Source organism: Pontiella sulfatireligans, from assembly GCF_900890705.1.
Classification (GTDB): Bacteria; Verrucomicrobiota; Kiritimatiellia; order Kiritimatiellales; family Pontiellaceae; genus Pontiella; species Pontiella sulfatireligans.
Window position 1 is genome coordinate 389907 of the sequence record NZ_CAAHFH010000002.1, and the last position, 12930, is coordinate 402836.

The following is a 12930-nucleotide window of genomic DNA, read 5'->3' on the forward strand; positions in this document are numbered from 1 at the left end:
TGCCCCTACAACCGGGAAGGAGCGAGCAGCACTACGTTAAAGGCCGAGGTTTTCCATTGCCGCTGGCGACTCATTCGCATAGGTTCTGGCCGCTTTCAAGGACGGGAAGAAAACACATGTCGGTTTATGCATAAATACATTAAAACATTCTATTTATGGCTGGGCATCTTCTCGCTGTGCAATGCGGTTTCGCTCGGGCTGGCGCTGGCGTTGCAGCCGATCGCCCCCGGGGTGCTGTGGCTCTATCCGATGGCTCTGGCGATGCAGCTGCCGCTCGTGCTGGCCATCTCGCTGTCGCACTATGGACTCAACCACCTTTTCTCCATCCTTCCAAAGGCTGGAAAAAAAGCGGCCCGCTTTGTTCTTAGCGCACTGGGCATCATCGTGTTTCTCGGAATCTATACAGCCTCGCTGCAGATGTATTTCGAGGTGAATTCCTTCATTGCCTGGGACACCCTTCAGGCCGTACTTCTCGACACGCTTCAGATTCTTCCAGACATTGGAAGAAGCAACGGCATGGAGCTGTCTCTGATCGGAGCGGTGGCAATCGCGGCGGCAGGATTCTACACCGCCCGCTACCACGATAAAAAACACGTCCCCTCCCCAAAGCTTTTTGCCATCCTCTGCGCCGTATTCATCGCTTCTGGTGCAGGCAGCTTTGCGCTCGTATACGGCGCGCCCAACCATGCGTTCAAGAGCGTCCGGAGAGACCTGCTCCCCACCACCTACCTGACGCTGTCGATCATCGACGATCTGATTCCCGCCACTTGGCCGGCGGGATATGCCATGGCCGATCTGGCGCTCAAGCCCAGCCTCTCGCTCGATGACTATTTCCAGACTCACCCGATGAAGCCCAAAACCAACGTGTTCTTCATCATGCTCGAAGCCGTCTCGTGGGATCACCTTGGCTTCACGGGCTATCGCCGCCAAGGCGTTACCCCCAACCTCGACGCTTTGGCGGCCGAAAGCCTGGTCTTTCCGCGGACCTACGCCGCGGCCAACCATTCCAACTATTCGCAAACCAGCACCCACTCGTCGCAGTATCCGCTGCGTCGCAACCACCTCGACCAGTTCGACAAGGTGGACTATCCCAAAACGCTCCTCTTCGACGTCCTCTCGCACGCCGGCTACCAAACCGCCTTCTTTTCGGCGCAGAATGAAGACTGGCAGGGCATGAAAAAATTTATCCTCGCCAACACCGAACTGCAGCACTTCTACCACTCCCAAGACGAGCTCGGCGGCAATATTGGAATCGAATCCAAAGTGGACGACGCACAGGTTCGCACGCACGCGGTCGACTTCCTTGAGCAGCGCAGCGCCGGTCGGCCCATCTTCATGTATCTGAATTTCCAGCGCACCCACTTCCCCTACGACTTGGACGAAGACGCCCCGCGCCCCTACCAGCCCTGCTCCACCGATGATTTTGAATTTAAATACTTCAACTATGACCAGCGCTATGTCGAAAACGTGGTCAACAAATACGACAATGCGCTGCATTATGTGGATCAGCAAGTCGGCGCCTTCATCGACCACCTCAAGCAGAAGGGGCTCTACGAAGACAGCCTGATTGTGATCGCGTCGGACCATGGCGAAGCCTTCTACGCACATGGCTATCCCACTCACAGCACGACCTTATATGACGACCAGATCCGCACCAGCACCCTCTTCAAGCTCCCCGGCGCCAGCAGCAAAGGAGTCCGCCGCGATGCCATCTCGCTCATCGACATCAACCCGACCATTCTCGAAATCCTCGGCCAGCCCAACCACCCCAACTTCCAGGGCCGGCAGGTATGCGGGCAGCCGCGCGAAGGCTTCATCTATCTGCTCTCCCACGCCATCGTCAAAATGCACGGCATCGTCGATTATCCTTGGAAATACATCTCATGCGAGCGCGACGGCGAACGCCTGCTCAACGTGGAGTTGGATCCCATGGAAGCCGCCGACCTCTCGGAGCTCTATCCCGAAAAACTGGAGCAGCTCAAACAAGAACTGACCGCCTACCAGCAACGGCAGATGTACTACTACTCCGTACTCTCAGAAAAAAAGCGCTCCGAATTCTATCCGCCCCAGCACTAGCATTTTGTCCCTCTAAAACTGGCGGGATGCGCTTCGTCGCATCCGGCACGCGGTCAGGCGAGACGCCTGCGACGATTCGCACGGGGGCGTACCGCAGGCGTACCGCCTGCTCCATGCAGAGCTAACCCTGCTAAGTTAGCAATTAGCGCTATGAGCCGAAATGCGTGCCGTCCGCCTTCCGCCAGAAAAGAGCCGAGGCCGCCATGACGGACAGCAGCGCCAGCAGGCCAACCGGCTTTTCTGCAAACGCATAGCTCGCGGAGCTGAAGAGCATGAACACGCAGGCCGCGCAAAAGAGAATGGGAACAACGGGATAGAGCGGCGCCTTGAACGGCCTCGGAATGCTTGCCTCTTTTTTCCGCAGCCGGAAAAGCGACAGGCCGGTGGCGAGAAAAAACAGCCAGACCGCCGGCGCGCTGTAGAGGATGGTATCGACGAATGAGCCCGCCACCAATACGATGACCATGCTGAGCAGGCCCTGCAGCGCCAGCGCCGCCATCGGAGTTCCAAGCTTTGGATGCCACTTTCCCAATCCTTGAAAAACCTTATGGCCGGTGCCGAGCGCATACGAAATCCGCGCGCCGGTAAAAATCAGCCCGTTCACCGCACCGAGCGCGGAAATGCAAATAATTACGGCAATGAGTCGAGCCGCAACTCCCGGCATCCGCGTTGCAACCACATCAACCGCAACCGCCTCAGATCCGGCCATGCCCGCATAGCCCAAGGCATGCAGGAACGCGCCGTTGGCGAGCAGATACAAGGTGGCAACGGCAACCGTGCCGAACACTAGCGCCCGGACAATATTCTTTTGCGGGTTGCGGATCTCCGCCGCCACATAGGCCATCTCGTTCCATCCGCCATAGGTGAACAGCACCAGAATCATTGCCAGTTTCAACCCGCCGCCCGTAATGCTTCCAGAGGCTGGAACGTGTGCTGCGCCCGGCGCAGCCAGCCCAACCGCAACAATGAACAGCAGCCCGGCCGCCTTCACCACCGTCAGCGCATTTTGCGTCCACTTGCTTTCGCGCACGCCAAGAATATTGATCACCGTCAGCACCGCCACCGCTCCGACGGCGTAGAAGGTTCCCATGTTTGGAACCGGCGCATAGAGCGTCGAAGCGTAGCGCGCAAAAACAAACGCCATCAAGGCAATGTCGCCGGGGCGGATGACAGCCAGCTGACTCCAGCCAAAAAGGAAGCCCGCCCACGGGCCGTACGCGCGGGAAAGATAGACATAGTCGCCGCCTTGGCTTGGATAGGTGGTAGCCAGCTCCGCATAGCAGAGCGCCCCGCACAGCGCCAGCAGCCCGCCCGCCAGCCACGCCGCCATCGTGCCGCCCCACCCGCCCATGCAGACCGCCACCATCGGCGTGGTTTCATAAATCCCTGCGCCTATGATAATCCCCACAATGATGCAGGTGGAATCAAACAGCGACAGTGCTTTGACCGGCGATTTCATCGTTTGCGGGGAGCAGGCATCCCTGCCTGCTCGGGCAGGCTGGAAGCCTGCCCCACAGTATTTAGCGCTTCTTCATCGTCACGGCCACGCCGACGTTGTCCATGTGCAGAAACAGGGTTTCGAGTTTCGGGTTTTTAGCGATGGCTTCGACGAACGGCGGATGCGCCTGGCGCGTGTTCATATTGTGCGCAATGATCAATCCGCCTGGACGGATTTTGGGCATCAACTTGTCGAGATAGTCGATGTAGCCTTCCTTGTCGGCATCGAGGAAAAGAACATCGATCGGTTGGTCGGACAGCTTCAGTACATTCGCGTGGGCATCGCCAAACACGAGCGTCACATCCTTCTCGACGCCGGCGCGCTTGAAGTTGGCGATCGCTAGGTCAGCGCGGGCACGGTCAATCTCGTAGGTGGTCAAATGCCCGCCCGTTTTTTGCAGCGCCATCAGGAACCACAATCCTGAATAGCCGTTCGAGGTTCCAATCTCCACAATATGCCGGGCGTTCATTGATTCCGCCAGCAGCCGAAGCAATCGGCCGTCCTCGACCGGCACATTCATATTGCCGCGCCGGTGGTTTGCATCGAGGTCGTCGAGCACCTTCATGATACGCTTTTCCACCTCGGTGTACGGAATGGTTTTGGCCTGCAAGGCCGATTTGTCAATGGCCGGCCCGCGGGGCTGGCGGCGCTGCGCTTGGGCAGCGACCACGGATGATGCGAGGAACAGCAACAGGAATTTTTTCATAGCCACACTCCTTTCAGCTTGTTTTCACAAGAACGAGTGTAGCGCGGGATTTATTTCAGGCGAGCCTTAATAAAAAACCTTCCAGAGGAACAGCCCGTGGGGCTGGGCGGTCTGAACTTTGGCGGTGCGGGTGCCGTGGTTGAGGATTTCAAGGGCGGCTTCAGGCTCGAGGCGCCCCATGCCGACGTGAACCATGAAGCCGGCCAAGCCGCGCACCATCTTGTAGAGAAAGCCGTTGCCCTGCACTTCCAGCGCAACATCCGCGCCGTGCTTGCGGACATAGAACGAATGGATTGTGCGCACCGTGCTTTTGATGGGCACCTTGCGGTTGGCGGCGAATGGCGCAAAGTCGTGCTCGCCCACCAGCAGGTCGGCGGCGATGCGCATGCGATCGACATCCAGCGGACGGCCTTCCTGCAAGCGGTAGAGGCGTTTGGTTGGCGGAACAATCAGTCCGTTGTAGATGAAATACCGGTATTCCTTGCCCACGGCGCTGAAGCGCGCGTGGAAATCGGGCGCCGCCTGCTCCATCGTCATTATGCGGATGTCGCGGTCAATCTGCGCGTTGAGGCCCCGCTGGAAATATTTGGGATCAACCGGTTTTTTCAGATCAAAATGCGCCACTTGCGCCCGGGCGTGCACCCCAGTGTCGGTCCGGCCCGACGACTCGACGCGAACATGCTTCTCGCCGGTCATTTCCGAAAGCAGGCGCTCGATCTCGCCCTGCACGGTTCGTTGCTTCGGCTGCACCTGCCAGCCGGAATAATTCGTGCCGTCGTAGGACACCTTGATTTTATAGCGCGTGGACATGGAATGGATACTCAGCTGGTTTCAGCAGCAATCCAACTTAAAAAGCCGGGGTTCCCATCAGCAATGGGCAGGCAGACAATGCAGGGGCAGTCGTAGGAGTGGAGCTGTTTGATGCGATCGATGAGTTCCGTCTTCCGGGCATTGGAGGTTTTCAGCACAAGTGCAACCTCTTCGCCCTCGCACACCTTGCCCTCCCACCAGTAGATCGACTGAATGCCGCCGAGCAGATTGGCGCAAGCGGCCAAACGCTCTTCGACAACGGTCTTGGCAATCAACTTGGCCTCCGCCTCGTTTTCCGCCGTTACATAGACCCAGAACGCGTCCCTCATTTAATCACGCCTCACGTTTCACTCATCACGACTTCCGAATCTCTTCGCTGATGCGCATGGAGCAGTAGCGCTCACCACACATGGAGCAATAGTGCTGGTCCACTTGGTCGCGCTCCTCGGGCGGGAGCGATTCGCGGCGGTATTCGCGGGCGCGGTGCGGATCGAACGAAAGGTTGTACTGGTCTTCCCAGCGGAATTCGCGACGCGCTTTGGTCATGGCGATATCGCGGTCCATGGAGCCCGGAACCCCTTTGGCCAGATCCGCGGCGTGGGCGGCGATTTTATGAACAATCACGCCCTCCTTCACATCGGCGCGGTTCGGCAGACCGAGATGCTCCTTCGGCGTCACGTAGCAAAGCATCGATGTGCCGTACCAGCCAATCACCGCGCCGCCGATAGCGGAATTGACGTGGTCATAGCCCGGCGCGCAGTCGGTGACCAGCGGGCCGAGCGTGTAGAACGGCGCTTCGAAGCAGTCCTGCAGCTGCAGGTCCATGTTTTCCTTGATCTTGTCGAGCGGCACATGGCCGGGCCCTTCAATCATCACCTGCACATCGTATTCCCACGCAATCTTGGTCAGCTCGCCCAGCGTCTTGAGCTCGGCCAGCTGCGCTTCGTCGTTGGCATCTTCAATGCAGCCCGGCCGGAGGCCGTCGCCGAGCGAAAAGGTGATGTCATAGCGAGCCATGATTTCGCAGATTTCGCGAAAGTGGGTGTAGAGAAAGTTTTCGGAGTCGTTGTCCATCATCCACTTGGCCAACACAGAACCGCCGCGGCTGACGATCCCGAGCTGCCGTTTTTTTGCATGAGGGATAATGTTGCGCAACACGCCGGCGTGGATGGTGAAATAGTCGATGCCCTGCTCCGCCTGCTCAATGAGCGTGTCGCGGTAGAGCTCCCAGCTCAGGCCGTCGGCATCATCGTCGATCTTCTTGAGCGCCTGGTAAAGCGGCACGGTGCCGATCGGTGTCGGGGAATTGCGCACGATCCATTCGCGCGTGTCGTGAATGTCCGCGCCGGTCGAAAGATCCATCACGGTGTCCGCGCCCCACAACGTCGACCACTGCATCTTGTCGACTTCCTCCTCAATGGAAGAGCCCAGCGCCGAATTGCCGATGTTGGCGTTGACCTTGGTGCGGAACTTCCTGCCAATAATCATCGGCTCGGCTTCGGGGTGGTTGATATTGAGCGGAATAACGGCACGCCCAGCGGCGACTTCGGCACGCACAAATTCGGGAGCAACATGCTCGCGGATGGCGATGTATTCCATTTCCGGCGTAACGGTGCCCTGCCGGGCGTACGCCATCTGGGTGACGGTCTTGCCGGCTTTGGCGCGCAGCGGTTGCCGCTCTAACCCTTGGAAAGCCTTGTCGGCGTTCGAGAGAATAGCCACGTTGGAAAGATGCACCTCGGTATCGCCGCGCTCGGCGATCCATTCGCTGCGGATGGCGGGAAGCCCCTGCTTCAAATCGGGTTCGTAGGATGGATCGGTGTAGGGACCGCTCACGTCGTAGAGGCGCAGATTGTCGTTGTCGCCGTGCAGCCTGATCTCGCGGAACGGCACACGAATGTCCGGGCGCGATCCCTCTACATAGATTTTTTCAGACCGTGGAAAATATTTGCCGTAACCGCTCATAATGTTGTCATCCGTTAATCGTTATTGCTTAACAGTTCACTAGGCGGGGAACACAGGAGGACGATCAAATCGCTTCCCTTCGCGGCACAACCCGCACAGGTTCCAAGGGTTGGACTCTCAGCCAACCTGCCTTGGCAGGAAATCCTAAATTCAAATCTCTAAATCCTAACAGAAGACGTTTTCTTTCGGATTTAGGGTTTCGATCTTAGAAATTCCCCGCGCCAGCGGGGTGGCTCCCCCAGCGAACAAAAAAGCAACCTACTCCAACGGCGTCCAGTTGCAAACCCGTTTGTGCAACAAAAAGGCTTACCGACCATGAAAAACCAACCTCAACGCTATTCCCAAACTGCGCACCGTATGCTACAAATCCGTTCAATCATTGGAAACTCAAAATGAAACAGGTCCTCGTCCTCATAAACCCCAAGTCCGGCGTAGGCGGCCCCTACCGCTTCGTCGCCGCCATTGAAAAGACGTGGGACACGCCCGAACGCGACATTTCGTTCCAGTTCAGCCAATCCGCCGAAGACGGCGCCGGCAAGGCGCGACGCGCCATTAAGCGCGGCGTCGATACCATTCTCGTCGTCGGCGGCGACGGCATGGTCAACACCATCGGCTGTGAGCTCGTCGGCACCAATGTCCGCCTCGGCGTCATCCCCGCCGGCAGCGGCAACGGCTTTGCCCGCCACTTCGGCATTCCGCTCCACCCCGCCGCCGCCGCCGAAGCCCTGCTCAACGGCTACACCGCGCCGATCGACGTCGGCCGGGCCAACGGACGCCTCTTCTTCGTTACGTGCAGCATGGCGTGGGACGGCGCGCTCGTCGAAGCCTTTGAAAAATTTCCCTTCCGAGGCATCGTCCCCTACGTCCTCGCCGGCGCGCAACAGCTGTTCGAATACAAACCCCAGCCCTTTGAAGTCGATATCGACGGCGAAACGCTCAACTTCAAGCACCCGCTCATTTTCACCGTAGCCAATCTCTCGCAATTCGGCTCCGACGTGCTCGTTGCCCCCGACGCCCAGGCCGACAGCGGCGACCTCGAACTGGTTGCCATCGAAACCAAAGACATGCCGATCGTGCTCAGCCAGGTCCACCGCTTCATCGAAAAAACCTTCCACCTCCATCCGCTCGTCACCAACCGCCACTTCAAGAATATGACGGTGCGTCGCAAAAACCCCTCGCCCATCCAGATCGACGGCGAGCTGATGAAGGCCGACGCCGAAGTGCGCATCGAAGTGCTCCCCAGCGCCCTAAACGTCATCATCCCCAATTAATAGACAGGAGCCATGAATGAATGCGAAATCCACTGCCCTTGCCGGATTGGCCTGCCTTCTAACAGGATGCACAACCATGCGAAATTCAACCACGACAGAGAAACCTATGATTGTCCATTCTGTATTCTTCAAGCTGAAGCACGACAAAGGATCGCAAGCGGAAGCCGGCTTTCTGGCCCAAGCCGCCGAACTGTCCGGAATCCCGGGCGTTGAAAACTTCCAAACCCTGAAAGAGACCAGCCCTAAGAATAATTTTGATTTCGGCCTCTCCATGGAGTTTGCGGATCAAGCGGCCTACGACGGTTATAATACCCACCCCGACCATGTGCGCTTCGTGCAGGAAGTCTGGTTGAAGGAAGTCGTCGAGTTTCAGGAAATCGACTATGTCCCGATCGCGGACTGACCGGCGGACGTCCGGGTTTTACTGCGCTTTTTGGAAGGCGTTTAGTTCTTCCACCAAGATCGCCAACTGGGCGTTGACCTTGTCCTGTTCCAAAATCTTGCCCCGTCCTTTGCACTCGTGGCACTGAACGATCTGTTCGCCTGATCCACCGCATTTTGGGCATTTTCCGCTGCCTCGGCAAAACGTGCAGTGCACAAGTTCGTCGTTCAACGCAGCCGCTCGTGTTCCTTTTCCTCCGCATTTTTCGCATTTTCCGGATCCCGAACAGGCTTTACATGCAAACGTGCGAATGCCCTCCCCCTTGCACCTTTCGCAGACAGAAAACAAGTCCTTCAACTCAAGCCGGCCGTCATCGGGGAAGCGCTCCGCAACAATCTCGTTCAGGCGAAGCGCCTTTGAAAAGTTTTCATCCAGCAGGCTTTGCAAGGCGCAGCCCGAAAGCAGCAGGTTATCGGCATCGCCCTTATAGCGCTTGGATGTGTAGAAGGAATAACTTTCCGGAGAAAGCCCCTTCAGCTTCATAAGAATCGGATAGATCAAATATTGGTCGTGGCGTCTTTCCACCTTCCCGTTGGCAGGCGCCTCGGATGGATCCAGACCGTAGGCCGACCGCCAATCCGCCGGAAGCAGCTTAAAATTCAAAAACTCCTGCCCGTCGTCATGCACAATCATGAGCCCCTCGGAATTGCGGCGCCAAACAAAGGCGTTCTTTAAAACCTTTCCGTCCGGCAGGGCAAACTCCGCCACCGGCGTCTCGGTCAGCACTGCAACTTCGCCGGCCGCGCAGGCCGAAGCGACGCACAACAACATAAATAAAAATATCTTCTTCATAACCATCCGGCTCCGATATTGGTTGAACAGATTCCATCCAATGTACAAGATGTCCGTTTCAAATCAAATACGCAGTACGCAATAGGCCCTATGAAAGTCGTCATTACAGAAAAGCCCTCCGTCGCGCGCGATATCGCCGCCGTGCTGAAGATCACCGAAAAGAAGAAGGGAAGCATCGAAGGGCGCGGGTGCGCCATCACGTGGGCGTTCGGCCATCTGGTCACCCTGCTCGAACCCGGCGAATACAACCCCGAACTGCGCAAGTGGCGGCTCGACTCCCTCCCCTTCATTCCCGACGAATTCAAGCTCAAGCTCATCGACAACCAAGGCGTTTCCGAACAATTCGAAACCATCAAACGCCTCTGCCAAGAAGCCGACGAAATCGTCTGCGCCACGGACGCCGGGCGCGAAGGCGAACTGATCTTCCGCTACATCCTTGCGCTAAGCGAATGCGAAGACAAGCCGCTCAAACGCCTCTGGCTCAGCTCGCTTACACCCGACGCCATCAAGGAGGCCTTCAAGGATTTGAAGGACGGCCACGACTACGACCCGCTCTACGCCGCCGCCAAATGCCGCTCCGAGTCCGACTGGATTGTCGGCCTCAACGCCACGCGCTGCTTCACCGTGCGCCACGGCCGGCTCGCCGCCGGCGACGACCGCGTGCTCTGGAGCATCGGCCGCGTCCAGACGCCCGTGCTGGCCATGATCGTCCAGCGCGACGACGAAATCTTTAAGTTCCGCGCCAAAGCCTTTTGGGAGCTGGCCACCAAATACCGCGACACCGTTTTCAAATATACCGGCGACCGCTTCGACCAACCGGAAAAGGCGCAGGAGCTGCTCGACAAAATCACCGGCCAGCCCTTCACCGTCACCGGCGTGGCCGGCAAACAGAAGAAAGAACAGCCTCCCCAGCTGTTCGACCTCACCACGCTCCAGCGCGAGATCAATAAAAGCAACGGCCTCTCGGCGGCCGATACATTGGCCGCTACGCAAAACCTCTACGAGTCCAAGCTCGTAACCTACCCGCGCACCGACTCGCGCTACCTCAGCGCCGACATGAAGCCGCGCATCCCCGGCATCTTTCAAAAGCTCAAGCCGATGCGCACGGAGCAGATCAAACCGCTCGACCTCGCCAAGCTGCCCTTCACCAAGCGCATCGTCGATGACAAAAAGGTTACCGACCACCACGCCATCATCCCCACCGGCATCATCCCCGGCTCGCTCGGCGGGAACGAACAGATGGTCTACAATGCTATCGTCACCCAGTTCATTGCCGCGTTCTACCCGATTTGCCTGAAAAAGATCACCACCGTCGACGGCGAAAGCGTCGAGGTAAAGTTCCAAGCCAAGGGCACGGTCATCGTCGAGCCGGGCTGGTCGGTGCTCTTCCCTAAAAAGAAGAAAAAGAAAAAGGATCCCGACTCCGGCGAAGAAGAGGAAGAGCAAACCCTGCCCGAATTCAAGAAAGGTGAAAGCGGCGACCACGAACCCTCCACCCGCGAAGGCAAAACCAAGCCCCCGCAATTCTTCACCGAAAACTCACTGCTCGGCGCCATGGAAGCCGCCGGCAAATGGGTCGACGACGATGCGCTGCGCGAAGCATTGAAGGAGCGCGGCATCGGCACGCCCGCCACCCGCGCGGCCATCATCGAAACGCTGCTGCGCCGCAACTACATCTACCGCCAGAAAAAACAGATCCGCGCCTCCGACATGGGGCGTTGCCTGATTGCACTCATCCGCGACCCGTTGCTCAAATCGCCCGAAATGACCGGCGAGTGGGAGGAAAAACTCAAGCAGATCGAACGCTCCGAGGCGCAGGCCTCCGACTTCATGGACGGCATACATGCCTACACCCGCGGGCTGATCAAAAGCAGCACCTCCACCAAGCTCGACACGGATCGCTTCGGCGACTGCCCCGTATGCGGCAAAGAAGTCATCAAAGGGAAAACCGCCTACGGCTGTTCCGGCTGGAAAGAAGGCTGCAAGTTTGTGCTCGAATCCGAATACAAAGGCCTCAAACTCACGGCCAACCAAGTGCAAGTGCTGCTGCAGCTGCGCGTGCTGCCCTACCCCGTCCACGTCGAAGACCAGCTTCGCCTGCTGCTGCTCAACACGCAAGGCGACCTGATGGACGTCGACCTCCCCTCCGCCGACCGTCAGAAAAGCGCCAAGGACGAAGGGCGCCCGGCCAAGAAACCAAAAGCCAAAGCTCCCCCTAATAAAGCCGAATGAGCCAGGCCTGCTGCGTCCTCATCATCGTTACCTCGATGCTCTATCTGCCGATCCTGATCGGGCTGTGGGTTTTCGGGTTGCGCAGATACATCCGTAAAAAAGGGAAGACCGTCATATCAGCCATCACTTGGGGTCTGTCCATATGGGCCGACTGGACCGTCGCATGGGAGATTGGAAGGCAACATGGCAAGGTCCCGGCATCCGCCAAGGCCTTTCTGCTGCTGCACCTTCTCCTCTTCCTCGAACTCGTCATCGGAGTGGCAATGGAGCTTTAACCGGCTTCCAATCCTTGGAAACCGCCACCCCGCTCCACATCTTATCGATAAAAGTTTCCCCGCGGACGGTAAATCCAGAGTGACGATCGTCACTCTGGATTTACCATGATCAATGATCTTCCGAGGCCGCTGCCAAAACCAGTTTGGATGCAATACGGCATTTGCATTTTATGAAAATGCTTCTTGGGGCAACATCAATGAAGAACAATGCTCCAAATACACATCGACCATTCTGGCAGGTGGACGGAATTGGAATTCCATCCTACGGCTCAATACACCTCGTCGTGGGTTCCGACATCGATGGGGACAATGGACTTTTCCGCTATGAGAAACGTGATGGTCAAGCGGTAGCTGATGTTGATTGAAACCGAGTGAAGTTCTGAGAGCTTTCCCTTGAGCGGATGCAGCCGAAGCGAAGGATGATGCGGGTTGAGCTCAAGCAACGACAACGTCTTTTCATATTGCTTGCGAACATCCGGGTGCCGTTTCAGGAACTTGCGGGCCCGTTTGTTGTAGCTTTCAGTAAAGAAAATCTTATAGGTCATCGGCAATCCGGCGGATGTGGTCGGCTACACTCTCTGAAACAAACTTGCCGGCTTCCAGGTCGCGACGGGACTCCATCAAAGCAGCCTCCAGCTCGCATTCCCGCAAATGGTTGTAGGCCGCCATGTCCATCACCACATATTTACGCTCGCCACGCACCGTGATGACCGCTTCCTGCTCTTCTTTTAAAATGGGGTCCAGCGCGGAAACACCCTGCTTCTTTAAATCGTTTGCTGTAATGACGGTCATAATTAAGCCTCCTTAAGAACACGACCAAGAGTACTCTTAACAACACTCATGTAAACCTAAAAAGGGCGGGA

General features: G+C 57.4%; 13 protein-coding genes. 5 read left to right on the forward strand and 8 right to left on the reverse strand.

Features of this window, described 5'->3' with window-relative positions; genetic code table 11:
• Window positions 1-126 precede the first annotated feature (126 nt).
• Window positions 127-2076: a sulfatase gene (locus SCARR_RS14585; RefSeq protein ID WP_136062412.1), complete on the forward strand. Its 1950-nt coding sequence runs from the start codon at window positions 127-129 to the stop codon at window positions 2074-2076.
• A 148-nt stretch (window positions 2077-2224) separates the two neighbouring features.
• Here SCARR_RS14585 and SCARR_RS14590 read toward each other — a convergent pair whose 3' ends face one another.
• The 5 genes from SCARR_RS14590 to thiC form a co-directional block, all read right to left on the reverse strand.
• Window positions 2225-3535, reverse strand: coding sequence for an APC family permease (locus SCARR_RS14590; protein ID WP_136062413.1), 1311 nt, complete (start codon window positions 3533-3535; stop codon window positions 2225-2227).
• Window positions 3536-3596: 61 nt separating this feature from the next.
• Window positions 3597-4280: an O-methyltransferase gene (locus SCARR_RS14595; RefSeq protein WP_136062414.1), complete on the reverse strand. Its 684-nt coding sequence runs from the start codon at window positions 4278-4280 to the stop codon at window positions 3597-3599.
• 66 nt (window positions 4281-4346) lie between these two features.
• Window positions 4347-5090, reverse strand: coding sequence for a tRNA pseudouridine(38-40) synthase TruA (gene truA, locus SCARR_RS14600; RefSeq protein ID WP_136062415.1), 744 nt, complete (start codon window positions 5088-5090; stop codon window positions 4347-4349).
• Window positions 5091-5101: 11 nt separating this feature from the next.
• A complete protein-coding gene (cutA, locus tag SCARR_RS14605; protein ID WP_136062416.1) occupies window positions 5102-5419 on the reverse strand; it encodes a divalent-cation tolerance protein CutA in 318 nt (105 codons plus the stop codon).
• Between the two features lie 25 nt (window positions 5420-5444).
• Entirely contained in the window at window positions 5445-7055 is a 1611-nt protein-coding gene (gene thiC, locus SCARR_RS14610) for a phosphomethylpyrimidine synthase ThiC (protein WP_136062417.1), read from the reverse strand.
• 392 nt (window positions 7056-7447) lie between these two features.
• Here thiC and SCARR_RS14615 point away from each other — a divergent pair, with 392 nt between their 5' ends.
• Window positions 7448-8326 (forward strand): diacylglycerol/lipid kinase family protein, encoded by an 879-nt coding sequence (locus tag SCARR_RS14615; RefSeq protein ID WP_136062418.1) that lies wholly within the window; start codon window positions 7448-7450, stop codon window positions 8324-8326.
• A 76-nt stretch (window positions 8327-8402) separates the two neighbouring features.
• The gene (locus tag SCARR_RS14620) at window positions 8403-8729 is read left to right on the forward strand and encodes a Dabb family protein (protein WP_222846330.1); all 327 of its coding nucleotides are present in this window, start codon (window positions 8403-8405) and stop codon (window positions 8727-8729) included.
• Between the two features lie 18 nt (window positions 8730-8747).
• On the opposite strand, the gene SCARR_RS14625 is transcribed toward SCARR_RS14620, so the two are convergent.
• The gene (locus SCARR_RS14625; RefSeq protein ID WP_136062419.1) at window positions 8748-9560 is read right to left on the reverse strand and encodes a hypothetical protein; all 813 of its coding nucleotides are present in this window, start codon (window positions 9558-9560) and stop codon (window positions 8748-8750) included.
• Window positions 9561-9650: 90 nt separating this feature from the next.
• Between SCARR_RS14625 and SCARR_RS14630 the strand changes: the two genes are divergently transcribed.
• Together SCARR_RS14630 and SCARR_RS14635 are read left to right on the forward strand one after the other, a co-directional pair.
• The gene (locus SCARR_RS14630) at window positions 9651-11792 is read left to right on the forward strand and encodes a DNA topoisomerase 3 (protein ID WP_136062420.1); all 2142 of its coding nucleotides are present in this window, start codon (window positions 9651-9653) and stop codon (window positions 11790-11792) included.
• Window positions 11789-12067: a hypothetical protein gene (locus SCARR_RS14635; protein ID WP_136062421.1), complete on the forward strand. Its 279-nt coding sequence runs from the start codon at window positions 11789-11791 to the stop codon at window positions 12065-12067. Before SCARR_RS14630 ends, SCARR_RS14635 begins: the two co-directional genes overlap by 4 nt.
• Window positions 12068-12336: 269 nt before the next feature.
• Here SCARR_RS14635 and SCARR_RS14640 read toward each other — a convergent pair whose 3' ends face one another.
• Complete coding sequence (locus SCARR_RS14640) at window positions 12337-12612, reverse strand: type II toxin-antitoxin system RelE/ParE family toxin (protein ID WP_136062422.1); 276 nt, start codon at window positions 12610-12612, stop codon at window positions 12337-12339.
• Window positions 12602-12859, reverse strand: coding sequence for a type II toxin-antitoxin system Phd/YefM family antitoxin (locus tag SCARR_RS14645; protein WP_136062423.1), 258 nt, complete (start codon window positions 12857-12859; stop codon window positions 12602-12604). The genes SCARR_RS14640 and SCARR_RS14645 overlap by 11 nt, the downstream gene beginning before the upstream one ends.
• Window positions 12860-12930: the final 71 nt, after the last annotated feature.

What these genes read in the sequence shown, in the direction of transcription:
- SCARR_RS14585 (WP_136062412.1), top strand. Translation starts at nt 127, where the DNA reads ATGCATAAATACATTAAAACATTCTATTTATGGCTGGGCATCTTCTCG.
- SCARR_RS14590 (WP_136062413.1), bottom strand. Translation starts at nt 3,535, where the DNA reads ATGAAATCGCCGGTCAAAGCACTGTCGCTGTTTGATTCCACCTGCATC.
- SCARR_RS14595 (WP_136062414.1), bottom strand. Translation starts at nt 4,280, where the DNA reads ATGAAAAAATTCCTGTTGCTGTTCCTCGCATCATCCGTGGTCGCTGCC.
- truA (WP_136062415.1), bottom strand. Translation starts at nt 5,090, where the DNA reads ATGTCCACGCGCTATAAAATCAAGGTGTCCTACGACGGCACGAATTAT.
- cutA (WP_136062416.1), bottom strand. Translation starts at nt 5,419, where the DNA reads ATGAGGGACGCGTTCTGGGTCTATGTAACGGCGGAAAACGAGGCGGAG.
- thiC (WP_136062417.1), bottom strand. Translation starts at nt 7,055, where the DNA reads ATGAGCGGTTACGGCAAATATTTTCCACGGTCTGAAAAAATCTATGTA.
- SCARR_RS14615 (WP_136062418.1), top strand. Translation starts at nt 7,448, where the DNA reads ATGAAACAGGTCCTCGTCCTCATAAACCCCAAGTCCGGCGTAGGCGGC.
- SCARR_RS14620 (WP_222846330.1), top strand. Translation starts at nt 8,403, where the DNA reads ATGCGAAATTCAACCACGACAGAGAAACCTATGATTGTCCATTCTGTA.
- SCARR_RS14625 (WP_136062419.1), bottom strand. Translation starts at nt 9,560, where the DNA reads ATGAAGAAGATATTTTTATTTATGTTGTTGTGCGTCGCTTCGGCCTGC.
- SCARR_RS14630 (WP_136062420.1), top strand. Translation starts at nt 9,651, where the DNA reads ATGAAAGTCGTCATTACAGAAAAGCCCTCCGTCGCGCGCGATATCGCC.
- SCARR_RS14635 (WP_136062421.1), top strand. Translation starts at nt 11,789, where the DNA reads ATGAGCCAGGCCTGCTGCGTCCTCATCATCGTTACCTCGATGCTCTAT.
- SCARR_RS14640 (WP_136062422.1), bottom strand. Translation starts at nt 12,612, where the DNA reads ATGACCTATAAGATTTTCTTTACTGAAAGCTACAACAAACGGGCCCGC.
- SCARR_RS14645 (WP_136062423.1), bottom strand. Translation starts at nt 12,859, where the DNA reads ATGACCGTCATTACAGCAAACGATTTAAAGAAGCAGGGTGTTTCCGCG.